Annotated in this window: 15 protein-coding genes; 9 read left to right on the top strand and 6 right to left on the bottom strand. The window is 70.4% G+C overall.

The features are described from left to right. Positions 1 to 25: 25 nt before the first annotated feature. From BKA14_RS01595 to BKA14_RS44860, 3 genes are all read right to left on the bottom strand, one after another. Entirely contained in the window at positions 26 to 1,837 is a 1,812-nt protein-coding gene (locus BKA14_RS01595) for an HEXXH motif domain-containing protein (protein ID WP_184949162.1), read from the bottom strand. Next, complete coding sequence (locus tag BKA14_RS01590) at positions 1,834 to 2,052, bottom strand: hypothetical protein (protein ID WP_184949161.1); 219 nt, start codon at positions 2,050 to 2,052, stop codon at positions 1,834 to 1,836. Before BKA14_RS01590 ends, BKA14_RS01595 begins: the two co-directional genes overlap by 4 nt. 103 nt (positions 2,053 to 2,155) lie before the next feature. Continuing rightward, a complete protein-coding gene (locus BKA14_RS44860) occupies positions 2,156 to 3,265 on the bottom strand; it encodes an effector-associated domain 2-containing protein (RefSeq protein ID WP_184949160.1) in 1,110 nt (369 codons plus the stop codon). Positions 3,266 to 3,423: 158 nt separating this feature from the next. On the opposite strand from BKA14_RS44860, the gene BKA14_RS01580 reads away from it, so the two are divergent. The 3 genes from BKA14_RS01580 to BKA14_RS01570 all read left to right on the top strand — a co-directional run bounded on the left by BKA14_RS01580 (position 3,424) and on the right by BKA14_RS01570 (position 9,204). Continuing rightward, positions 3,424 to 4,767: an FAD-dependent oxidoreductase gene (locus tag BKA14_RS01580; RefSeq protein ID WP_184949159.1), complete on the top strand. Its 1,344-nt coding sequence runs from the start codon at positions 3,424 to 3,426 to the stop codon at positions 4,765 to 4,767. 149 nt (positions 4,768 to 4,916) lie between these two features. After that, complete coding sequence (locus BKA14_RS01575; RefSeq protein ID WP_184949158.1) at positions 4,917 to 6,593, top strand: GGDEF domain-containing protein; 1,677 nt, start codon at positions 4,917 to 4,919, stop codon at positions 6,591 to 6,593. 820 nt (positions 6,594 to 7,413) lie between these two features. Continuing rightward, entirely contained in the window at positions 7,414 to 9,204 is a 1,791-nt protein-coding gene (locus tag BKA14_RS01570; RefSeq protein ID WP_184949157.1) for an NAD-binding protein, read from the top strand. Here BKA14_RS01570 and BKA14_RS01565 read toward each other — a convergent pair. Beyond that, positions 9,145 to 11,319 (bottom strand): beta-galactosidase, encoded by a 2,175-nt coding sequence (locus BKA14_RS01565; RefSeq protein WP_184949156.1) that lies wholly within the window; start codon positions 11,317 to 11,319, stop codon positions 9,145 to 9,147. The genes BKA14_RS01570 and BKA14_RS01565 overlap by 60 nt on opposite strands. A 251-nt stretch (positions 11,320 to 11,570) precedes the next feature. Here BKA14_RS01565 and BKA14_RS01560 point away from each other — a divergent pair, with 251 nt between their 5' ends. The 6 genes from BKA14_RS01560 (at position 11,571) to BKA14_RS01535 (ending at position 18,628) form a co-directional block, all read left to right on the top strand. Beyond that, entirely contained in the window at positions 11,571 to 12,881 is a 1,311-nt protein-coding gene (locus tag BKA14_RS01560) for an extracellular solute-binding protein (RefSeq protein ID WP_184949155.1), read from the top strand. Next, positions 12,878 to 13,774, top strand: a complete 897-nt coding sequence (locus tag BKA14_RS01555; protein ID WP_184949154.1) for a carbohydrate ABC transporter permease — start codon at positions 12,878 to 12,880, stop codon at positions 13,772 to 13,774. The genes BKA14_RS01560 and BKA14_RS01555 overlap by 4 nt, the downstream gene beginning before the upstream one ends. 2 nt (positions 13,775 to 13,776) lie before the next feature. After that, on the top strand, positions 13,777 to 14,664 hold the full coding sequence (locus BKA14_RS01550; protein WP_184949153.1) for a carbohydrate ABC transporter permease: 888 nt from the start codon (positions 13,777 to 13,779) through the stop codon (positions 14,662 to 14,664). 17 nt (positions 14,665 to 14,681) lie between these two features. Continuing rightward, on the top strand, positions 14,682 to 15,716 hold the full coding sequence (locus BKA14_RS01545; protein WP_239092870.1) for a LacI family DNA-binding transcriptional regulator: 1,035 nt from the start codon (positions 14,682 to 14,684) through the stop codon (positions 15,714 to 15,716). Between the two features lie 90 nt (positions 15,717 to 15,806). Then, positions 15,807 to 16,916 (top strand): glycoside hydrolase family 53 protein, encoded by a 1,110-nt coding sequence (locus tag BKA14_RS01540; RefSeq protein WP_184949151.1) that lies wholly within the window; start codon positions 15,807 to 15,809, stop codon positions 16,914 to 16,916. Between the two features lie 254 nt (positions 16,917 to 17,170). After that, positions 17,171 to 18,628: an NAD(P)/FAD-dependent oxidoreductase gene (locus BKA14_RS01535; protein WP_184949150.1), complete on the top strand. Its 1,458-nt coding sequence runs from the start codon at positions 17,171 to 17,173 to the stop codon at positions 18,626 to 18,628. A gap of 5 nt (positions 18,629 to 18,633) precedes the next feature. On the opposite strand, the gene BKA14_RS01530 is transcribed toward BKA14_RS01535, so the two are convergent. Both BKA14_RS01530 and BKA14_RS01525 read right to left on the bottom strand, forming a co-directional pair. Continuing rightward, on the bottom strand, positions 18,634 to 19,455 hold the full coding sequence (locus BKA14_RS01530) for an ATP-binding protein (RefSeq protein ID WP_184949149.1): 822 nt from the start codon (positions 19,453 to 19,455) through the stop codon (positions 18,634 to 18,636). A 57-nt stretch (positions 19,456 to 19,512) separates the two neighbouring features. After that, positions 19,513 to 24,306, bottom strand: coding sequence for a PDDEXK-like endonuclease domain-containing protein (locus tag BKA14_RS01525; RefSeq protein ID WP_184949148.1), 4,794 nt, complete (start codon positions 24,304 to 24,306; stop codon positions 19,513 to 19,515). Between the last annotated feature and the right edge of the window lies 1 nt (position 24,307).

Here is a 24,307-nt window from a genome sequence, read left to right as displayed (position 1 = left end):
CGGATCGGTGCACCCGGTCGGCGGGTCAGGCCAGACGCCAACCCGCCGGCCGGGGCGCACCCAACTGTTCACCGCCCAATTGGTGGCCGAGCCAGCGGGCCGCCGCCAGCGGATCCGCCCGGCCACCGGCCGTGGCCATGGCCATCACCAGTTCCGGGCGACCGAGGAGCGCCCACGCCCCTGGATCAGATTTCCGGTCCAGGGTCAGTCCCAGGCCCACCCAAGCACGCGAGTCTCCGGCGTTCCGTTCCACATCACGCAAGTAGCACTCGCGGGCCGACTCGGTGCGGCCGGCGACCAACTCGACATCGGACGGATTGCCCCTGGCGGCATGCACGGCGGCCGGATCCGTCCCCGCGAGCGCGTGCCGGACCAACACTGCCCGGCCGTCGAGCAGGCCTTCCGCCGGAAACGGCATCACCCGCCGGTCGTCGTCCGACAGCATGGAGGCCGGAATCGGGTCGCCGCTCCGGTAAGCTGCGGCCAAAGCTTCACCGAGCGACTTGTCCACTTGCATGCAGTACGTCCGCCAGAGGGCATGATGATCGAGCGCCATGTCCTCGGCCAGTTCTGCTGTGCGGGGCGACACGGGGTCGTCCTGCCAGGACGCCAACCGGTCGTGCAGCAGGGTGACGAACATCTGGCCGATCTCGGTCAGCCGGCCACTGCCGGACAGCACTTGGACCGCTCCGTACGCCTGGCGCCGCCACAATGCGAACTCGAACTCGGCCAGCAGCTTCTCCGCGGCGACGGCGTGCCGGCGGTGGACCCGCCAGAAGTCCGCGATGCCGGCGAAGGCGTACACCCCCTGTAACAAGCCCTCGAGCGGGCGAGGATCGTCGCGCCAGGGCGCGTAATAGCGAACCGCCGGTCCACGCTCGAGCAGGGTGAACATGTGCAGGAGAGCACCCAGCTTCAGGTGCTGTCCCTCATGAACAAGGGTCATCGCGAGCTGGGTGGCATCGTCCGGCTCGGACAGCAGGATTCCGCCGTACGCCTCGGCGGCTGTGGCGGACTGCGGTCGGTACGGCTGCTGCCGGGGCACCGGCGTCAGCGTGCGCAGACTCGACGCTATCCCCGCTGCTCGCTCCGGCAGCTCTCGGACCAGTATCTTCCACGCCTCACCGAGCAGCTCGCGCCAGCGGTCGACGTCAGACACAGAGAGCGGCAAGGGCGGTTCAGGTTTTCGGAGATCACGAAAGGTGTCCCGGTCCAGCAGGGTCACTCGGATGCTCTGACCCCCGGCCTCGACCTCGAGCTGTATCGGCTCGTGCCAACGTGGATCTTCCGGTCCGGCCGTGACGACTACCGGCCCCGCGCTGAGGGTCAGTACGCAGCCGTCGAAGACCGCCTGGGTCTGCGTCGTGCCGTCCGGGAAGTCGGCGGTGCCCACGGTGGGCAGGACAGCGACGCCGAAGCGCACGGGAAGATTCAGTTCGTACGGCACCCCGGCCCGGAACGCGCATGCCGCTACGATGCCGTGCAGGTAACCGATTTCCGGCCACATGACCTCAGGCGCCCGGGCCCCCATCCGGCGGACGGTGTACGCGGCCCACAGTCCGACCTGTGGCTGAGCCAACACGTCCTCGACCGCCGCGGGCTCGGCCCGGTAGGCCTGAAGGAGGAGATCCCATACCGAATCGATCGGGGCGAGCGGCCCCGTCACCGCGGCCACGGCCCGGCACGACTCCAGGAGCGTGAGCAAGGCAGTCAGACGCCAACTGCGCTCGGTCGCCGACAGCGGCCCGACGGCGCGCTCATCGCCGCCTCCGCCGGCCAGAATCCGGAACTGTTCCAGGTCGATGTGGTGTTTACGTCCCCCGTCAACCCCGGTCAAGGGCAGGCGTCTTCCGCGTCCGGGCTCGGCTTGCCCGGCTGATCCGTGAACGACGGGTTGTAGCCGCTGATGCTGCTTTCCGAGTCGCCGATCCGCTCCCTCACCCGCGTGATGGCGGCGGCGATGCCGGAGAGTTCGGCGGAGCGCAGGGTCGCCACGTTCTCCGTCGAGAGATCGATCAGCTCGGACTCGATTCCGGCCGAGTTTTCATCCATCCGCGGTTGCCTCCAGGACAGAGATGTCGATAGCCATCATCGCCTACCCCTCAGCGCAACGGAAGCGTTACACGGAGCAACCCGGAATCACATAGCATTTCGTCTATTGCTGGAGCCGATTCGCGGCCGCCTCGAAACGGGCCGTCGCCTCGTCCCCGGCGAAGAAGCGCACCGCCTCGACCAGTTCGGACAGGGCGCCCGGCCAGTTCAGGCACGTGCGCACAATCGCGGCCGCGTCGGGGCGGGCAGCCGGGTTGCGCCGAATCTGACCGTAGACCGAGCCCCGCAGGAGCATCAGGATCTCCTCGCGGTCGTTGGGGCGGCGGAACTCCTCGATCTCGGTCAAGGCGTCCACCACGGGCTTCAGCCGGGCCGGTGCGACGTGCGCCGGCGACGGGGCCGGCACCGCCGCCGCGCGGCGCAACACCTGCCCCTCGTTGCCCAGCGCGTCGCGGAACCACAGGTAGGTGGGGGTCTGCCGGAGTGAGCCGGTGGCGCGCATCGCCGCGAAGCGGGCCTGCAGGGCGCCGGTCAGGGCCGGCGGGTCGGCCAGCAGGGCAAGGCCGTGCTCGGTGAGCAGGCTCAGTACCTCGCGGCTGAACAGGCCGGCGCGGCGGCGGCTCAGGTTGGCGGCGGGCTGGCCGAAACCGGCCGCGAGGTAGACGTCTTGGGCACGGCCGGGAACGGGTTCGCCGGCGGCGAAGGTTTCGTGGCCGTCGACGCGGGCCGAGGTGCCCGGGCCGTGCACCTGGCAGACGTCGATCAGCCACACCTGCCGGTTCAGGCCCGGCACCCGGTCGGTGCCGAAGCGGCGCAGCAGCGAGTCGAGGTCCAGGTCGACGGGATCCTGTTCGGTGGCGTCGGGATAGAAGACGCGGCGACGGCGGTCGAGGTCGACGTAGCCGTGGCCACCCCAGAGGACGTACAGGGTGCTTTGCGGGCTGGTGGACAACTCACGAATGAAGACCTGGCGCACCGTCGAACTGTCGGCGGGCCGGCAGTCGACGCCGGCGGGCAGCACGTCGGGCGCGGGCATGGGTGACGCCAGCACCGTGACCTGCTCGGCCGGGACTCCGTGTGTGACGAAGAACTCGGCGAAGCGTACGGCGTCGTCGACCGGACCGGCGAGGGACCAGGCTGGACCTCCCTCGTACGCGTCGACCCCGACCAGCACTGCCCGGGAGTCACTGGGGGCGGGGACGGCGGCGCTCACGAACTGCACGATACGGCGCGCCGGCCACAAAACGTGACGCGTGTCATTGGATCTTGTGTTGACCTGAAGTTAGGTTGAGGTTCTAGGTTAGGCTCGCCTAAGTTTTCGGGGCAACGACGTCCCGTCCGCTGGTGACGAAGAGCTAAGGAAACGCATACATGGATCGCCCTCTCAGGGTTGCCGTCGTGGGCGCCGGTCCGGCCGGCATCTACGCGGCCGACATTCTCACCAAGGCCGCCCCGAACGCCACGGTCGACATCCTCGACCGGCTGCCCACCCCGTACGGGTTGATCCGATACGGCGTGGCGCCGGACCACCCGCGGATCAAAGAGATCATCGTGGCTTTGCACAACGTGCTGGAGAGCCCGCGGATCCGGTTCATCGGCAACATCGACTACGGCGTGGACGTCAAGCCGGAGGAACTCGAGCAGTTCTACGACGCCACGATCATCGCGACCGGGGCCGACAAGGACCGCGAGCTGGACATCCCCGGGATCGACCTGCCGGGCAGTTTCGGCGGTGCCGACTTCGTCTCCTGGTACGACGGCCACCCGGACGTACCGCGGGAATGGCCGTTGACCGCGACCAAGGTGGCCGTGATCGGGGCCGGCAACGTCGCCGTCGACGTGGCCCGGGTGCTGGCCAAGACGGCCGACGAACTGCTCGAGACCGAAATCCCCGAAAACGTGTACCAGGGACTGCTGGCCAGCCCCGTGACCGACGTCCACCTGTTCTCGCGGCGCGGCCCCGGCCAGGTCAAGTTCACCCCGATGGAGCTGCGCGAACTCGACGAGTCGCCCAACGTCGAGGTGATCGTGCACCCGGAAGGCATGGAGTTCGACGAGGGCAGCCTGGCCGCGATCCGGGCCAAGCGTTCGCTCAAGATGTGCGTCGACGTGCTGCAGAACTGGTGCGCCCGCGACCCGCGGGACCGGCCGCGCCGGCTGCACCTGCACTTCCTGCAGGCCCCGGCCGAGATCGTCGGCTCCCCCGAGACCGGCGTGACGGCGCTGCGCACCGAGACGCAGGAGCTGACCGGCGACGGCAACGTCCGCGGCACCGGCGAGTTCACCGACTGGGACGTGCAGGCGGTGTACCGCGCCATCGGCTACCTCAGCAAGCCGATCGCCGACCTGCCGTTCGACCACGCCACCGGCACGATCCCGCACGACGCGGGCCGCGTGCTCGACCTCGACGGCAACCGCGTCCCGGGCCTGTACGCCACCGGCTGGATCAAGCGCGGCCCGGTCGGCCTGATCGGGCACACCAAGAAGGACGCCAGCGAGACCGTAGCCAGCCTCCTGGAGGACGTCGCGAACCTGCCCGCGGCGACCCGCGACGACGTGCTCCCCTACCTGGACCGCCGGGGCGTCGGCTACACGACCTGGGACGGCTGGAAGCGCCTGGACGAGCACGAGATCGGTCTCGGCGCCCCGCACGGCCGCAAGCGGGTCAAGGTGGTCCCGCGCCAGCACATGATCGACATCAGCAACGGCATCTAGGCGGCTGCCGGGCGGGGCTCCAGCACGATCACCAGCCGGAGCCTCGCCCGCTCGTCACCGTCCGAACGGCCACAAGTCCGACGGCAGCCATCTCCCACAACCGGTCAGTTCCCGTACGGAACCGACGAACAGGTGAGGGGAGGATCCCGTTGGCCAAGAGCACAATGCTGCCGGCGCAGTACACGGTCTACGCCGTGACGGTGGCGCTCGTCCTGGGCGGGGCGGCCACCGGCCTCGCACCCGCCGAGAAAATCGCCGGGCCCGCGATGCTCTGGTTCGACCTGGTCATGGTCCCGTACGGGATCCGCGCCTGCCGCCACCCCGGGCTCGACCCCGCCATCCGCCGGTTCGCCCAGGTCCTCACGGCCGTCCTCGCGCTCACCGCCACCGTCACGCTGATCTTCCTGATCACCGGCACCAAAGCTTTCCCGCAGGTCGGCGACGCCGTGCACCTGCTCGTCACAGTCATCCTGTTCGTGGCGCTGATGACGGTGCCGGTACGCCGGATGACCACCCGCGAACGTTGGAAGACGCTGCTCGACGCGGGCACGGTGGCCGTCGGCGCGTCGATGGTGCTGTGGTACCTGGTGATCGGCCCGGCGCTGCTCGGCAGCCGGTCGTGGCCGATCGTACTGGCCGCGGCCTGTTATCCCGTGGTCGATCTGCTCGCGCTGTTCGGACTGGCCCGGGTGCTGATACGTGGCACCCGGCACATCTCCCGCCGCACGTTCACCATGCTCGGCGGGGCGGTGTTCGCACTGCTCATCGGCGACTCGTACATCGGGTACGCGCAGGCGCACACCGCCGTGGTGGAACGCTCGACGTTCTCGTTCCTGTGCTGGCTCACTACGCATTTCCTGCTGGCCTGCGGCGCGATCGAGCTGTGGCGGCAAGTGGCCCACCCCGCCGAGAACCGTGACACCCGCCAACGGGGCGCCGCCGCCAAGATCCCGTACGGGGGAATCGGGGTCGGGTATCTGCTGATGGCGATCGCGGCCGTGCGTGAAGGCAGCGCGTTCCCCTGGCCGGGTCTGGTGCTGGGCAGCATGGCCATCACCGGGCTGGTCGTGCTGCGGCAGGTGCTCGTGCAGTCCGAGATCACCGAGGCGGCCGAGACCGACGTGCTCACCGGCCTGGCCAACCGGGCCCGGCTGCACGACGAACTGGCCCGTTCGCTGCGCCGCAACGCCCGCACCGCCGTGCTGCTGATCGACCTCAACGGCTTCAAACAGGTCAACGACACCCTCGGCCACCAGGCGGGCGACGATTTGCTGGTCGCCGTGGCCGACGCGATGCGTTCCTCCGTACGCCCGGACGACGTGGTCGGACGGCTCGGCGGGGACGAATTCGCGGTGCTCGTGCGCTCAGTCACCGACCGGGCGGGCGCTGCGGCGGTGGCCGGCCGGATCAGTGCGGCGATCGCCGGGCCGTTCGTCATCGGGGACCGGCCGGTGACCGCCTCGGCCAGCATCGGGGTCGCGGTCAGTGCACCGGGCAGCCTGGACGTGGATGAGCTGCTGCACCGGGCGGACGTCGCCATGTACGAACAGAAGCGGAACGAGCGGAACGGGGGCGGGCGGAACCGGGGCTCTCGGAACGAGGGCGAGCACAACCAGGGCCTGCGGAACCAGGGGGAGCAGAACCGGGGCCTGCGGAACCAGGGCGAGCCGAGCCGGGACAGGGCGGAGCGGGACGAGCGGGCGGACGACGCGGGGGCGCGGCACGGCCGCAACGACGAACGCTGCTGCCCTACCTGCGGCCAGAGCCGGAACAAGGATCGGGAACGCGAAGCCACGCCCAGCACGTCGGAACAGCCACACCCGTAAGCCTGTCAATGCCGATCGGCCCAGTATGCGTAACGTGATCTCCACAGGGGCCCGCCCTACCGGGGGACCCCCGCCCTCGGCCATTCTAGAGAGCGGAGCCGATCTTCGCGGGCGAGCGGCGGCCGGCCTGTGGACGAAGCCGGATTGTGGATAACTTGGGCTGCAACAAACCTGCACAGGCAGCTTATTGACCATCATGTATGCGTGGTGGCAGATTGCAGAGGCCGGGCGCCGGCGAGGGCTCCCGCCGACGCTCGGCTGCAGAACCGACGACCAGCCGACCTGGCCGACGGCCGGCCGGCCGAAGCGACGACGAGCCGGGCGAACACGGACAAGCGAGCCGAGCACGCCAGACCAGCCGGGCAAGCACGGACAAGCAAGCCGAGCACGCCAGACCAGCCGGGCAAGCACGGACAAGCAAGCCGAGCACGCCAGACCAGCCGGGCGAACACGGACAAGCAAGCCGAGCACGCCAGACCAGCCGGGCGAACACGGACAAGCAAGCCGAGCACGCCAGACCAGCCGGGCGAACACGGACAAGCAAGCCGAGCACGCCAGACCAGCCGGGCAAGCAACGTGGCCCAGCAAGCAACGCGGCCCCACAAGCTGCGCGGCCCAGCAAGCATCACGGCCGGCGAGCGAAGAGCGGACGGGCGAGCAAATACGGTCACGCCGTGTGCGGCTTGGACCGGCCGACCGACGCGAGCCGGCCGAGCAGACACCCCCAGTGGGTCGGGTCGGCAACGAGGGGGCCGGAGCGGCGGCAACCCAGCGGCTCGAAGCGGCGGCGAGCCGGCCGTGCCCCGGTTAGCCTGCTCGGATGGACGGCAGTTGTGCGGGCTGGCGGGGTCACATCATCGTCTGCGGGCTCGACGACGTGGGCCTGCGCACAGTCGAGCAGCTCCACCTGGCCGGCGTGGCCGTGGTGGTCGTGGAGGACGACGCCGATCCGCGGCTGGTTCGGGTGGTGCGGGGGTGGGGTGTCCCGGTTGTGGTGGGCAGCCCGCGGCTGATCGAGACGTTGGGTGAGGCGGGGCTGCCGGGCGCGGCCGCCGTCATCTGTGTGCTGGCCGATGATCTGCACACCATCGAGGCCGCTCTGTTGACGCGGGAGAACCGGCCGGACATCCGGGTGGTCGTGCAGCTGCGGAATGCCGCGGTGGGGCGGGCCTTGTCGGCGTTGTCGGTGTCGGTGCTCGACGTGGCCGGGTTGTCGGCGCCGTCGCTCGTGGAGGCGTGTCTGCGCAGCGGCACGCATGAGCTGGATCTGGACGGCACCCGGTTCGTCGCGGTGCAGACGACCGCGGACGGGCACGGTCCGCTGCGGTCGTGGTACGGCGCTTTGGCTCCGCTGGCCGTGACGGGGCGCGACGGCATGGTGGTGTGCCCGGGCCGCGACCACGAGGTGAGCCCGGGTGATGTGGTGACGCTGCTGGGCACTCCGGCCGAGCTGGCGGCGGCCGGTTTGAGCAGTGACACCGCACCGGTTGTGGCGCGGAAGCCCAGCGGCAAGCTGCACCTCGTGCAGACCGTGCTGGCCGCCGTCGACCGCCGCCTGGCGTACACCTTGCTGGCCTTGTTTCTGCTGCTGGTCTCGGCGATGGTGGTGCTCCGGCTGGGTTACCGGGAACCGGACGGCACCCGCATGACAGTTCTCGACGCGGCGTATTTCGCTGTGGAGACGATCGCGACCGTGGGGTTCGGTGATTTCTACTTCCGGGAGCAGCCGTCGTGGTTGCGGGGTTTCGCGATCGCCCTGATGATCTTGGGTGTTCTGCTGGCCACGTCGTTCTACGCCCTGTTGACGAACACGCTGGTCTCGATCCGTCTGCAGGAGGCGCTGGGCCGGCGCCGGCTGACCCAGTTGACGGGGCACGTCGTGGTGGCCGGGCTCGGCTCGGTGGGCGTGCGGGTGGTGGAACGCCTGGCCGACGCGGGTCTGGACGTGGTCGTCATCGAGCACGACGAGCACAACCGGTACGCCGATCAGGTGCGCGACCGCGGGATCCCGGTGATTTTCGCCGACGCCACCCTGCCCCGCACCCTTGACCGCGTGCAGGTGGCCGAGGCCCGCGCCGTCGCTGTGCTGACCAGCGACGACCTGGTCAACTTGGAGACCGGCCTGGCCATCCGCGACCAGCTGGGCGAGAGCGTGGACGTGCCGGTGGTGCTGCGCCTGTTCGACCGCAGCCTGGCCGCCACCGTGGAGCGCCATTTCGGCTTGGGCCTGGCCCGTTCGACGGCCGCCTTGGCCGCGCCCTGGTTCGTGGGGGCCGCGCTCGGTCTCGACGTGATCGCCACGTTCTACGTCAGTTCGCAGCTCATGCTGGTGGGCCGGTTGACGGTCGCGCGTGGGGGCGGGCTGGACGGGTTGGCCATGCAGGACCTTTCCTCCCGTACGCGGGTGGTCGCGATCAGCCGAGCCGAGGGTGACGGCACTCTGGAGCACCCGCCGCGCCGCGACACCCGGTTCGGCGCGGGCGACCGGGCTTTCCTGATCGGCCCGTACGAGGAGCTGCTGCAGGTGCTGCGCCGCGACAGCCCGGGGCCGCTAAACGATCTCGCGCCACGTCGCCCGGCCCAGCACCCGTACGCCGTCGAGGGCCAGTAGCTGCTGCCCGTCCGCGGCGAGCAGCCGCTCGCGGGCGCCGGGGGGCAGCGACACGGTCGAGCCGGCCGCGAGCGGCAGCAGGTGCAGGGTCAGGTCGGCACCGGGGAGCCAGCCCGTGTCGCGCAGGTTCACCGTCCAGGCCGAGCCGTCCCAGAAGCGGTCGGTGACGGGGCGCCCGTCGACACGCAGCTGCCCGACGTCGCCCGCCCAGTCGATACGCAGGAACGCGTCCACGCCCGAGGGGATCGGCGGAATGGTCAGCCGGTGCACCGCGGCCATTTCGTCGAACGTTTCCGGCGCGGGCGCGGATTGCCGGCCGTCGTATTTCCCGTACGCCACCGGAACGGTTGCGGCCGCCGGCCGTACGGGCTCGGGGGTCACCGCGGCCGTGAACCCGGATCGGTCGCCGTCGAGCGGGAGCGGCGCGAAGGCACCCGCGCCCGGGTCGTAAACGTGCACCGAGGGCGGTTCGATCGCGACCACTTCGATCAGGCCGTCGGGGCCCCACCGCAATTCGTCGCCGGAAAGCAGCAGCCGGCGCCGCGGCCCGTCCTCGTCGACCCAGACGGGCGCGGACGGCGGCAGTACCAGCAGGTCGAAGGCGCCGAGCCGAACCGGCGAACGGCCGGGCTCGACCGCGGAAACGACACCGTCGACCGCATACGTGACGTCGACACCTTCGGCGGCGACGAGCACCAGCGTCGGGGTGGGGCCGGGCAGCACGGTCAGGGCCGACGCGGTGGCCCAGTCCAGCACCGCGTCGCCGACCGGCAACCGCAGCGGCCAGCAGGCCAGCGTGCCGGCCGGAATGTCGACCGGGGCGGCCGGAACCGTCACTTCGTGCCGCCCCATTTCCACCCGGAACTGCGCCCCTTCGTACGGGGGCAGCGGGAAGTGCGGCTGGTGCCAGGTGAGGAAAAGGAAACCGCCGGAGCCGTCGCTGCGCAACGCGTAGCGCATTGTCGAGGAGTCGTCGACACCCTCCGGCCGTACGGGGGGAAGGGTTGACGGCATGTCCGCCAGCCGGGCCCCGAACGCGGCCAGAAAGGCGTGCTGCCGCCGTAGTTCGCGATGGCTGGCCGCGAGCAGACCGGATTCCCCGATCGGTGCGTGGAAGTCGTAACCGAGCGGGGGCATGTCGTTCGGATAGCCGGTGGCGTGCGATTCCTGAGCGCCGGGCGGATTGGTGCCCCCGGCGTACATGTAATAGCCCTGCCAGGCCGATCCGTTGCCGATTTTGCCGTGTGCGATGGCGGCCACGTCGAGCGCGTCCGGCCAGGGCCGGCGGTGGTAGGCGGTCGCCATGCCCCCGCCCAGCTCGCAGGTCGCCGGGGGGAACAGCGGCGACGGAGTGCGGGGTTGCGGGGTGCTCAGTTTGGCCTCGTGCATGCGCCGCAGGTCGGCACCGATGCCCGGGTCGTCCCAGACGTGCGAGTAGAAGTAGTGGTCGCGGAACGTCGGGTCCCAGGGCGCGTCCGCGTCGACCCAGAATCCGTCGCCGTAACCGCCGTAGAGCGGCAGCACCTCGTCCTCGGGCAGGTCGGCGCCGCCCCACGCGGTGGCCGTCCACAGCGGCGCCGTCATCCCGGCCGCCCGGGCCAGCCGCTTGAGCGTGACGAGGTGACCGGGCTGGTCGTAGAGCTCGTTCTCGACCTGGATCCCGAGCAGCTCCGCCCCTCCTACCTGCCCGGCTAGCTGGCCGAACCACTCCTCGACCAGCTCCAGGTAGTCCGGGTCGTCGGTGCGGTGCGCGACCGGCGACCGCTGCACCCAGTCGGGGAACCCGCCGTTGCGGCTCTCGCCGTGGCACCACGGTCCGATCCGCAGCATCATGTGCAGCCCGGCCGCCCGCACCTCGTCCAGGAACGCGGCCACGTCGAGGTTGCCGTCGAAGCGCGGTTCGCCGCGGCGCGCGACGTGGTGCAGCCAGAACACGTAGCTGGAGACGACGGTGATCCCGCCCGCGCGCATCTGCCGCAGCCGCTCGGCCCACCGGTGCCGGGGCACGCGGCTGTAGTGCAGTTCGCCCGAGACCGGCACGACCGGCCGGCCGTCCAGCGACAGGTGCCGGCTGTTCAGCGAGACGCCCGGGCGCACGTCCTCGTCGTTGCTCATCCGAGGGTGCAGCGGCGGCTCGGACCACGGGTGGTGCGCGACGAACAACATGGGTCCCCCAGAACCTGTAACCGGTCACAGCCTGCCGAGCACGCACGATACCGCGCTGTAACGGGCCAGAAGCAAGGTCTTGACAATCATGAAAGCGAGGATCACTGTAACCGGTCACAGGTCCTGTTCGGTGACGCACGTCTCTCCCCGGCAGTGACTGCGCCGCGCGCCTCCGCGGCCCCATCGATCGAGGAGCAACGATGAAGAAGACACTCGCTTCGGTGTTCGCCGCGGCGCTGCTTTTGACGGCCACCGCGTGCAGCTCCGGCGACGACTCCGACGACGCCCCGGCCGCCGATCCCAACGAGAAGGTCGCGCTCACCTATTGGAGCTGGGCGCCGAACATGGACAAGGTCGTTCAGGGCTGGAACGCCACGCACCCGAACATCCAGGTGACCGTCAACAAGCAGGACGGCGGCGACGCGGCCGTGGCCAAGCTGCTCACCGCGATCAAGGCGGGCAGCGGCGCGCCCGACGTCATGCAGGCCGAATATCAGAAGATCCCGACGCTGGTGGCGGCCGACGCCGTGGCCGACATCGCCAAAGAGGCGGGCGACCTCAAGGCCAAGTTCGGTGAGTCGGCCTGGAACTCGGTCACGCTCGGCGGCGAGGCCCTCTACGGCGTCCCGCAGGACTCGGGCCCGATGATGTTCTTCTACCGCTCCGACGTGTTCGACAAGGCCGGCGTGGCGGTGCCGAAGACCTGGGACGAGTACGCGGCGGCCGCTCGCAAGATCCACCAGGCCGATCCGAAGCAGTATCTGGGCACCTTCTCCTCCAACGACCCCGGCTGGTTCGCCGGTCTCTCGCAGCAGGCCGGCGCGTCGTGGTGGGGCGTGCAGGGCGAGTCGTGGACGGTCGCGATCAACGACCCGGCCACCAAGAAGGTCGCCGACTACTGGGGTGGCCTGGTGCAGGAGGGCGTGATCGACAACAAGCCGATGTACACGCCCGAGTGGAACGCCGCCCTGAACGACGGCACCCAGGTGGGCTGGCTCGGAGCGGTGTGGGGCCCGGGCGTGCTGGAGGGCAATGCCGCCTCGACCAAGGGCAAGTGGAAGACCGCGCTGCTGCCCAACTGGGACGCCGCGGCCCCCGCCAACGGCAACTGGGGCGGCTCGGCCACCAGCGTCACCTCGCAGAGCAAGCACAAGGCGCAGGCCGCCGAGTTCGTGAAGTGGCTCAACACCGACCCCGCGGCGCTCAAGGCCCTGGCCGGCACGGCCAACGTCTACCCGGCCGCCACCGACGCCACCAGCGTCGCGCTGAACCAGCCACCCGCGTTCTTCAGCAATCAGCCCGACTTCTACACGCTGGCCGCCGAGGCCGGAAAGATCACCAAGCCCTTCACGTACGGTCCCAACGTCAATGTGGCCTACAGCTCCTACAACGACGCCTTCGGCAAGGCCGCGGAGGGCAAGCAGGCGGCCGGCTTCGGCGCCGCGCTCGACACGATCCAGCAGGCCACGGTGGGTGACCTGAAGAACGCCGGATTCACCGTCGCCGGATGAGAACCCGAGGCGCGCCGTACGGGTTCCTGGCCCCGGCGCTGGTGCTGTTCGCGGCGTTCCTGGCGGCGCCCGTCGTCTACGCCGGCTATCTGAGCCTGCGCCGGGTCAAGGTCAGCGGCCTTGGCCTGGGCGCGGGCGCCCGCAGCGAGGTGTGGGCCGGGCTCGGCAACTACACCCGGTCGCTGACCGACCCCGAGTTCGTGCCCAGTGTGCTCCGCGTGGGGGCGTACGGGCTGGTGGTGGTGCCGGTCATGCTGGGCCTGGCGCTCGTGCTGGCCCTGCTGCTGGACGCCGGCCGCACGCGGGTGGGCACGTTCACCCGGACCGCGATCTTCCTCCCGTACGCCGTGCCGGCCGTCATCGCCTCGCTGCTGTGGGGCTTTCTCTACCTGCCCCGGGTCAGCCCGATCGTCGACGTGCTGGACCGCGTCGGCATCACCGCACCGGACGCGCTGAGCTCGGGCTGGGTGCTCTACGCGGTAGCCAACATCGCCGTGTGGGGCGGCACCGGATTCAACATGATCGTGCTCTACACCGCGCTGCGGGCCATCCCGACCGACCTGTTCGAGGCGGCCCGCATCGACGGCGCCTCCGACATCCAGATCGCGCTGCGCATCAAGATCCCGATCGTCGGCCCGTCGCTGATCATGACGTTCCTGTTCTCGCTCATCGCCACGCTGCAGGTCTTCGCCGAGCCGATGACCCTGCGGCCGCTCAGCAACACCATCTCGACCACCTGGACGCCGCTGATGAAGGTCTACCGGGACGCGTTCGTGCGCAATGACATCTACTCCGCGGCCGCGACGTCGGTCGTGATCGCGGTGGCCACCTTCGTCATCTCGTACGGGTTCCTCAAGCTCGTCGGCTCGCGGGCCTTCAGTCAGGAGAACTGATCATGGCCGTGCTCATGTCGCCGCCGGCTGTGCGGGCGACGCCGGCCGCGGAGCCCAAGCCGCGCCGGGTCAGCCCCACCGCCACCGTGCTCCTGCTGCTCGGGGCCGCGTACTGCCTGCTGCCCGTGCTGTGGGTGCTGATCGCCTCCACGAAGAGCGCGAGCGAGCTCTTCAACACGTTCACGTTCCTGCCCAGCACCCACCTGTTCGACAACATCGCGTTCCTGAGCGGCTATCGCGACGGCCTCTACTGGCGCTGGATGGTCAACTCGGCGATCTTCGCGGGCGGCGGGGCGGCGGTGTCCACGCTGGTCAGCGCGATGGCCGGGTTCGCCCTGGCCAAGTACGAGTTCCGAGGCAAGCGGACGGTGTTCAACCTGGTGCTGGCGGGCGTGCTCGTGCCCGGCGTGATCCTGGCCGTGCCGCAGTACCTGCTGCTGGCCAAGGTGGGCCTGACCAACACGTACTGGTCCGTGCTTCTGCCGAGTTTCATTTCCCCGTACGGGATCTATCTGTGCCGGATCTTCGCCGCCGCCACCGTGCCCGGCGAGGTGCTGGAGGCGGCCCGGATGGACGGCGCCGGCGACGGACGGGCGTTCTTCCGGGTCGCGCTGCCGATGATGCGCGGCGGGCTGGTGACGGTCTTCCTGTTCACCTTCGTGGCCATCTGGAACAACTACATGCTGCCGTTCATCATGCTCGGCGACGACAAGCTCTTCCCGGTCACGGTGGGGCTCAGCGGCCTGCTCAACCAGGGCGCCACCCAACCGGCCATGTACACGTCGGTCGTCACGGGCGCGTTTCTGTCGATCGTCCCCCTCGTCGTGCTGTTCCTGACTATGCAACGGTATTGGCGAGTTGACCTGGGTGCGGGCGCGGTGAAGATGTGACCTCTATGCTTCCCCACGTGCCAGCCCCGTCCTCACCTGGACGTAAGCGGCCCACGATCCGCGACGTCGCGCGCGAGGCCGGGGTCTCCTACGCCACCGTCAGCCGCGTCCTCAACGGGCGCGAGTGGGTGAGCCCCGAGGCCGTCCGCAGCGTCCGCGAGGCCATTTCGCGTACGGGATACACGGCCAACCCGCACGCCCGCTCGCTGGCCACCGGCAAGTCGGGGTCGATCGCCTTCCTGCTCACCGAGCCGCAGCACCTGCTCTTCTCCGACCCCAACTTCTCCGTGTTGCTGCGCGGTGTGGCCCAGGCCCTCTCCGACCGCGAACTCACCCTGATCCTGATGATCGCGTCGACGCCCGAGGAACGCGCGCGCACGATCGCGTACCTCTCCGGCGGCCACGTCGACGGTGTGCTGCTGGTGTCGCCGCACTCCGGCGACCCCCTGCTGGGCCAGCTCGTCCAGGCCGAAGTGCCGATCGTGGCCTGCGGGCGGGTCCTCGGCTACGAACAGGCGATCAGCTCCGTGATGGCCGATGACCGCAACGGCGGCCGCTCCGCCGTCGACCACCTGCTCGCGGCGGGCCGCACCCGGATCGCCACGATCACCGGCCCGCAGGACACCGCGGGCGGCGTCGACCGGCTCCAGGGCTATCACGACGCGCTGATCGCGCACGGTCTGACCATCGACCCGGCGCTGATCGTGCACGGCGACTGGAGCCGCGAATCCGGTGCGACCGCCATGCGTACCCTGCTCGAACACTCCCCCGACCTCGACGCCGTGTTCGCCGCCTCCGACGCGATGGCGGCCGGCGCCCTGCGCGTGCTGCGCGAAGCCGGCCGCGACGTGCCCGGCGACGTCCGGGTGGTCGGGTTCGACGACTCCGGCCTGGCCGCCACCACCGAGCCCCCGCTGACCACGGTTCGTCATCCCCTCGACCGGGTCAGCGAGGAAATGGTCCGGCTGCTCACCGATGTGATCGCGGGCCGCACTCCCCTCTCCATCACCGTGCCCACGACGCTCGTCGTGCGCGAGTCCTCCCCCGCCTGAGCCTGCCCGCTCCGGCGCCGCTCCACCGCTCACGGCTCCACCCCGGCGTCTCCACCGTCGCCGGTACGTCCCCCGTTGTGAGGGAGCCATATGAAACCGTCCCGCGTACGTGCGGCTCTGGTCACCGCCGTCCTGGTGACCACGGCCGCGCTGACCGCCACCCCCGCCCGCGCCGCCACCACCCTGACCATGCGCGGCGCCGACGTGTCGTCGCTGCAACGCACGCTCGACCTCGGCGGCAAGTACTACAACGCCTCCGGCACCGCCGCCGACCCGTACGACATCCTCAAATCGGTCGGCGTCAACTACGCCCGGCTGCGCATCTGGAACAACCCGGCCAGCGGCTACAACAACAAGGCCAAGGTGCTCCAGCAGGCCCGCGCGATCAAAGCCAAGGGCCTCAAACTGCTGATCGACTTCCACTACTCCGACACGTGGGCCGACCCCGGCAAGCAGTACACCCCGGCCGCTTGGTCGTCCCACTCGCTCAGCCAGCTCGGCACCGACGTCTACAACTACACGTACGACGTCTGCACCGCCCTCAAGTCCCAGGGCACCACACCGGACAGCATCCAGGTCGGCAACGAGATCAACGTCGGCATGCTGTGGCCCCGCGGCCAGGTCGTCAACAACAACTTCGCACCGCTGGCCACCTTGCTCAAGCAGGGCTACAACGCGGTCAAAGCATGCAACAACGCGACCCAGGTGTGGGTGCACGTGGCCGACGCCGACAGCATGGCCAACATGCGCTGGTTCTACGACGGCATCAAAGCTCAAGGTGTGCCCTGGGACGTGACCGCGCTGTCCTACTACTGCATGTGGCACGGCACGCTGGCCAACCTCTACAACGTCATCACCGACGCCCGCACCCGCTACGGCAAGCCCGTGGTCATCGCCGAAACGGCCTACCAGTTCACGACGGCCGACGCCGACAACGAGCCCAACTCCATCCCCGGCACAGTCCTCTGCGACAACATCCCCGCCACGTGGGCCGGCCAGGCCCAGCAGTTCACCTGGGTCCAGAACACGGCCCGCAACGCCGGCGCGGTCGGCGTCTTCTACTGGGAACCCACGTGGTACGCCATCAAGGGCAACGGCTGGGACCCGGCCGACATCAACGGCACCGGCGACGGCTGGGACAACATGGCCGTCTTCGACTGGTCCGGCCGCGTCAACCCCGGCATCCGCTGGACACCCTGACCCCTCGGGGCGGGCCGGGCCTCATCTCAGGGCCCGGCCCCGCTCTGTCTGTGAGCCGTCCGACCCCACCAAACGCTCACGTTATCGCCGGGCACTGGGGCATGATGACCACATCCGGGTTTTTCCCTAGCCAGGATGGGCAAGCAAGGAGCCGGGAGGCCCCGAGCGGACCTCCACAGTGTCGATACTCACGGCATAATTGGCCTGGTCAGGGTGCTCTACTAGACGAGACACCGAGCACCGAGGGAGTGGTAATGCAGCGGCATCGGGTGGCAGTCATCGGGGCCGGCTTCGGGGGTCTGTTCGCCATCAGGGCGCTCCGGAACGCGAACGTCGACATCACGCTCATCAACGGCACGGCTTACCACCTTTTCCAGCCTCTCCTCTACCAGGTCGCCACGGGCGTCCTCTCCGAGGGTGAGATCGCCCCGCCGATCCGTGAGGTGCTGAAGGGCCAGGACAACGTCGACGTGAAGCTGGGCTGGGCCCGCCAGGTCGACACCGAGCGCAAGGTCATCGACGTGGCCGGCCCGGGCATCGACTACACGGTCGAATACGACTCGCTGATCGTCGCGGCCGGCGCCTCGCAGTCGTATTTCGGCAACGACCACTTCAACGACTACGCGCCCGGCATGAAGAGCATCGACGACGCGCTCGAGCTGCGGGCCAAGATCTTCGGTGCCTTCGAGATCGCCGACTTGCAGACGGACCCGGAGGCGCAGGAGCGCTGGCTGACGTTCGTGGTGGTCGGCGCCGGCCCGACGGGTGTGGAGATGGCCGGTCAGATCGCCGAGCTGGCCCACCGCAACCTGGTCGGGCAGTACAAGCACATCGACCCGCGCAAGGCCCGGATCATCCTGATCGACGCGGTCGGCGCGGTGCTCAACACGTTCGGCGACCACTTGTCGACCCGGGCCCTGCGTCAGCTGCACCTGATGGGTGTCGAGGTGGAGCTGAACACCAAGGTGGTCGACGTCGACCTGACCGGCATCGAGGTGGAGTCGGAGCGCGGGCATCAGCGCATCCCGTCGATGACCAAGGTGTGGGCGGCCGGTGTGCAGGCGCCGCCGCTGGCCAAGCAGATCGCCGAGTCGGCCGGGGCCGAGACGGACCGCGCGGGCCGGGTCATGGTGCAGCCCGACTTGACCGTCCCCGGTCATCCCGAGATCTTCGTGCTGGGCGACATGATGCACCTGCCCGGTGACGACGGCCGCCCGCTGCCCGGCGTGGCGCAGGTGGCGATTCAGGGCGGGCGCTACGCGGCCGATGTGATCAAGCGGCGGCTGCGTCACAAGGACGCGCCGGCCCCGTTCAAGTATTTCGACAAGGGCAGCATGGCCACGATTTCGCGGTTCTCCGCGGTGGCCAGCATCGGCAAGTTGCGCCTGTCGGGCTTCATCGCCTGGATGATGTGGCTGGCGGTGCACGTGGTCTACCTGGTCGGGTTCAAGAACAGGTTCACCACGGTGCTGCACTGGGCGGTCAGCTTCGTCGGCCGCGGGCGTTCGGAGCGGGTCGCGACCGAGCAGCAGGCTTTCGCGCGCCGGGCCATGCGTGACTACGGCGACCCCTACCGGCGGGTGCGTGAGGCCGAGGAGGCCCAGATGCCCGCCGAGACGACCACCGGGGTCCCGACCGAGACGACCACCGCGGTGCCGGCCGGCAAGCACCCGGCCGAGGCGGAGAAGACGAAGGCCACCGTCGGTCGCTGACGGTCTCAGGGCCGCACGGTCGCCCAGACCATCTTTCCGGTCCGGGTGGGCAGAGCTCCCCACCCGGCCGAGGCCGCCTGCACCGTCCGCAGCCCTTGACCCCGGACGTCCCACAGGTTGCCGGGTGGGTCGCGGGGCGGGTCGACCAGGTGGGGCATCCGCGGCTCGCCATCGGCGACGATCAAGTGCAGGCCGCTGCCTCGCCGGACCACGACCACGTGGAACGGTGTGGCCGCGTGTTCGGCCGCGTTGGCCGCGAGTTCGCTCATCACCAGACGGGCCGGGTAGAGCACTTCGGGCAGCCCCCACGCGCTGCAGGCCTGGCTGACCAGGTTGCGGGCCAGCGCCGGGCTGTCGGGGTGCGGCGGCAGTTCGAGCCGAAGCCGGTCGGCGAGCGGGCCGCCGGTCAGGACCGCCGCTTCGGCCTGTGACAGATTGTCGAAGACGGGCAGGAAGTAGGGGGCGCCCAACCGGCCGAGCCGCCGGGTCAGGGGGGCGCCGGGCGGCAGGCAGGCGGCCACCCGGACGGCGGGTTCCATCGTGGTGCCGACCTGGGACACGGTCAGCCAGGCGGAGGCGCTCGCGGCCTTGGCGTCGATCAGGTCGCACAGGTCGACGACCAGGGCCGCCGGATGCTCACTGAGCGCCTTCTTGACGGCGGTGAACGCTTCCCGGCGCAGCGGCGTGCCCCAGGTCCCGTGCACGGTGACGACGGTGACGGCGCTGTCCGCGTCGGCTGTCACCGCGACGGCCCCGCTGACGTCGCGGGGGTCGTGACGGCCGGGGGCATGACGTCCGCGCATGACCGGCCAACGATTGTCGTCCATGGTGAGCGACGCCTACCCGGCGCAGAGATCACCATGCGCGAATACCGGCTATTACTCCTAAAGGGTGTCACCCGATCGGGTCACCGTGGTGTCGGCGGGCAGCAGTTCGCCCGAGATGGCCCGGTACGGCGGCCATTCCGGCACGGCGAGCTGGTCGACGCCGACCGGGTCGGCCAGCGCCCGGTCGATCGCCGCGCGCAGCCGGTTCTGCTCCTCGGCCGGGTTCTGATACCAGGCCACCGACCAGATCCGGTGCGTGTGCCAGCCCAGTTCGCGCAGGGCCTCGTCGCGCAGCCGGTCGCGGTCGCGCGCCGACGGGATGTGCTGGTATTCGGGGCCGTCGAACTCGATGCCGATCGCGAACACGTCGTCGTCCTGGTCGGGGTGCAGCACGGCCAGGTCGATCCAGTGCCCGGCGGCACCGACCCGGCGGCGGGCCCGATATCCCCAGGTGGTCAGGGCGGTGAGCACGGCGTCCTCGAACGGCGACGCGTCCTCGCGGTCGCTGAGCTCGCGGCCCAGCGTGGCGGCCGACCGCTCGGCGTACTCGAGGTAGGCCTTGAGGTGCCGTACGCTCTCGTTGCCCATGTCGGGGACGTCACCGGACCGGATCGACGAGACCACCTCGATCCGCTCGCGGGCGCGGGTGATCGCCACGTTGAGCCGGCGCCAGCCCAGCGGGCGGTTGAGCGATCCGAAGTTCGTACTGATCTTGTCGTTCTCGTCGTAGCCGTAGCCGATCGAGATGATGATCACGTCGCGGACGTCGCCCTGCACCGCCTCCAGGCTCTTGCAGAAGAACCCGTCGAGCCGGTCGTTGTTCTCCAGGTGGTGCTCGAGGTCGGGTCGTTCGGCGATCGCCCGGCGTACGGCGTCGTCGACGGCGTCGGCCTGTGCCACCGAGAGCGTCACCACGCCGAGCGTCTTACCGGGCCGGGTCGCGTAGTGGTGCAGCACCCGCTCGGCCACCGCGTCGGCCTCGATCGGGTTGTCCGACGTGGTCTGCCGCCGGTAGACGCCGTCGACCAGGAACATCTCGACGCCGTGCTCGGGTTCCTGCGGATAGCTGCGGGCCATGCCGACCAGCCGGCCGTGGTAGTAGGCGAGGTTGGCGAACGCGAAGAGCGCCTCGTGCCGGCTGCGGTGATGCCAGCCCAGGTGCAGCGTCGGGAACGTCTCGCGGGCCAGCTCGAGAATGGACGGGAAGTCGGTGACGTCGTCGGAGACCCGGTCGTAGTACGAGGTCGGCGGCAGCTGCCGGTCGTCGCCGCTGACGACCAGCGCGTCGCCGCGGTAGATGCAGTTGATCGCGTCGGCCGTGGTCACCTGCGACGCCTCGTCGATGACGACCATGTCGAACTCCATCTCGGGCGGCAGGTAGCGGCTCACCGCGAGCGGGCTCATCAGCAGGCACGGTTTGAGGCCCTGCACCGCGTGCCGGGCCTGGGCCAGCAGTTCCTGCACGGGCAGGTGGCCGGACTGCTTGTTGCCCTCGCGCCGGATCACGCCGGGCTCACCGGCGGCCGACGCGGAGGGCCGGCGGGCCTCCACCGCGTACACGATGTCGGCCAGCGCGGCCGAGGTCAGCTCGCGGTCGAGCAGCCGGTAGACGTCGACCAGGTGGGTGCGGTCCTCGGCCGCGGTCGGTTGCAGGCCCGGGTCGTCGCGGATGACGGCGTCGGCCCAGCCGCGGTAGAGCGAGCGCTCCAGCACCGGCCAGACCTGCTCGATCGGGGTCTCCTCGTCGGCGCAGAACTCCAGCGCGTCGGCCAGGCCGTGCTCGACCAGCACCCGCCGGGCGTCCTCGTGCCGGAACCACTCCTGCTGCCCCTCGCCGTCGTGCAGCAACTCGACGAGCAGGTCGCGGGCGTTGTCGTAGTCGCCCAGCCGCTCGGTGAGCTCGGCGTGCCGGGCCGGGCCGAACGCGTCCAGCACGTGCCCCCGCGCCGACTCCCAGCCGGCCACGGCCGGGGACAGCTCCTCGGTCGGGTGGGCCTCCATCAGCGCGTGCGCCTGCTCACGCGTCATCGGCGCGTCCTCGCCGGTCATCAGCCGCCGGGCCTGCACCGTCCACGCGACGACCTCGTTCATCGCCTCGTCGTCGGTCTTGGTGCCGCGGTAGACCGTGCCCAGCACGGCCGAATGCGTCGTGGCGTCGGCCCAGATGGCGGCCTCGGCGTCGGTGGCGGCCTGCCGCTGCTCGGCGATCTCCATGGCCTCGGCCAGCGTGAGGTCGCGCCCGGTGGGCACGCTGTAGGAGCGGATCATCTCGGCCGCGGCGTGCAGCGGGGCGATGTGGGCGCGCAGCCACGTCACCGCGTCGGCGATCGCGCCCTCCCCCAGCTCGGGCCGCGGGGCCCGGGCCGGCGCGGGGCGCAGCGTGGTGCGGAACCGGGTGAACTCGTCGCGGGCCTCGCCCACGATGCGCAGCAGCGCGCTGTTGGGCCGGGGCGCGCAGACGTGCACGGTGACGGCGGGCAGCGCGTCCGCGGGCACCTCGCGGATCACCTCGTCCGCGGTGTGCAGGGCTTCCTGGACGGCGTGGAAGTCGGTGTTCATGCCCTTCCAGTGCCGGCCCAGCTGCTCGGCGTGCTCGGCCTCGGCCGCGGCCAGGTCCTCGAGCGCGTTCTTCCAGGCGGCGGCGTCCTCGACGTTGGCCACGGCCTGGGCCGGCTTGACGTCGGGCAGGGCGACCTCGGCGGCCAGCTTCTTGTCGCGCCGGTAGGGCCGCAGCAGCTTGCGCGGGCCCCGGTTGCGGGTGAGCCGGTCGGCCACCTCGGTGATCGGCTCGCCCAGCACCGTCTCGTCGAAGTGCTGGCGGGCCTGGGACTCGGTTTCCCGTACGCGGTCGATCGCCAGCCGCAGGGCGCGCACCGCCGCGTGGGCCGCGGGCATCCCACCGGTCTCGAACCAGGCCGGTTCGGGCTTGTGCTCGCGGTTGATCAGCTCGGAGATCGTGATGACGCGGTTGGAGTCGGGGAACGTGACCACGTTGGGCAGGCCCAGGCGGGCGGTGACCCGGTCCAGGCTCTCCTGGCGGCTCTCCAGCCGGTCGGCCTCCTCGGCGAACTTGTTGGCCAGGTGGTCGGCCTGGGCGGCGTTGAGCGGCTTGAGGTCGACCGCCTCCGGGATCAGGTGCGACAGGTCGGGGATGCCGGACATGTCGTCGGCCGAGGGCAGCTCGGACCACGGGATCCCGCCGTAGCGCAGTGCGGCCAGGTGGTGGGTGAGGTCGGTGGCCGCCTTCTGAACCGGCTGGATGGTGTCGATCGTCAGCCAGTCCTCCTCGACCTTGACCGGGCGTTTGCCCGCGTGCGCCGAGAGGGCGGCCAGCCGGGCCGCGCCGGACGGCTCGTGCAGGTCGAACGCGTCGGCCAGGGTCGAGTTGGCGATCACCGTCTCGGCCAGTTTGCCCAGCGCGTGCAGGGCCTGACGCAGCCGGGCGTCCAGCGGTTCGCGGTCGACGGCCTCGCGCCACACGTACGATTCGCTGCGCACCCGCCCGAGCCGGGCCACCGCCTCGTGGATGCGGTGGACGGCCTCGCCGGTGAGGTCGTGCGGGTCGACCTGCGCGACCGGGGCCGCCGGCACGTCGAGCAGGCGGGCACAGATGCCCAGCACGTCGAACAGGCTGCGACCGAGCGGTTGCCGGATCCGGTTCAAGGCTTCCGCGTACGAGGTGAGCCTCTCCCGGCGCTCGCGGACGGCCCGCCGGTCGATCGGGTCCATGGTCGCCAGCGGCACCGCTTCGGTCTCGAGCGCGGCGGCCAGCACGTCGGCCACCTCGCGCCGCCCGGTCAGGTCGCTGTGCAGGGCGAGCAGGTAGTTGCCGAGCCCGGCCTCGGTGAGCCGGCGTTGCACGGTGTCGAGCGCGGCGGCCTTCTCCGAGACGACCAGCACCCGCTTGCCCGCGTGCATCAGCCCGCCCACGATGTTGGCGATCGTCTGCGACTTGCCGGTGCCGGGCGGGCCTTCGAGCACGAAGCTGCGCCCGGCCACGGCGGCGGCGACCGCGACGCGCTGGGTGGCGTCGGCGTCGAGGATCAGCGGCACCTCCTCGGGCGGGGCCACGACGTCGATGCGCTCGACCGGGGTGGGCTCGAAGGCGAACGTACGGTCGGCGTCGCGGGTGGCCAGGGCGCGCACGACGGGATGCTCGACGATGTGCGGCTCGTTGAAGAACAGGTCGTAGTACATCGCCTCGCGGTGCACGCTCAGGCAGGACAGCGTGACCGTCTCGTCGGCGTACCAGCCCCGCCGCTCGCCGATGGCCACGTCGACCTTGGCCCAGAGCACGGTGACGTCGAGCTCGGCCAGCGAGTTGATCTCGGGGATCTCGATGTCGAGCTCGCCCATGCGCACGACCAGGGCCGGGTTGACGATCGGGTCCTCGGGGCGGGCGATCAGCCGCGGGCCGGCCGGGTCGATCTCGACCGGGATGAGCAGGATCGGGCTCTCGTACGGGGAACCGTCGTCGTCGGACCAGTGCAGCATGCCCAGGCCCAGGTAGAGCGGCGAGACACCCCGGTCGAGCATCTCCTGCCGGGAGCGGCGCCAGAACGCGTGCAGCAACGCACCGAGCTGCTCCTCGGCCAGCTCGGTGCGCAGCACGCGCCCGGGAGCGTCGGGGTCGTCGGATCCGAAGGCGTACCCGCCGCCGTCCTGCAGGACCTTGACGATCGCCTTGGGCGCCGGGCCGGTGATCTCCACGGCGCCCGAGGCGACCCGGGCGAAGTTGAGCAGGGGGTTGGCGCCGGTCAGGTCGACCAGGCCGGAGCGCCAGGTCTCCAGGGCCGACCTGACCTCGGCACCGGGCAGCCCACCCTCATCGTCTTCATGTTCCGGCCACATG

This window comes from Paractinoplanes abujensis, assembly GCF_014204895.1.
GTDB lineage: Bacteria > Actinomycetota > Actinomycetes > Mycobacteriales > Micromonosporaceae > Actinoplanes > Actinoplanes abujensis.
The sequence above is the reverse complement of the archived record's forward strand: the minus strand, read 5'-3'. Positions and strand labels throughout refer to the sequence as shown.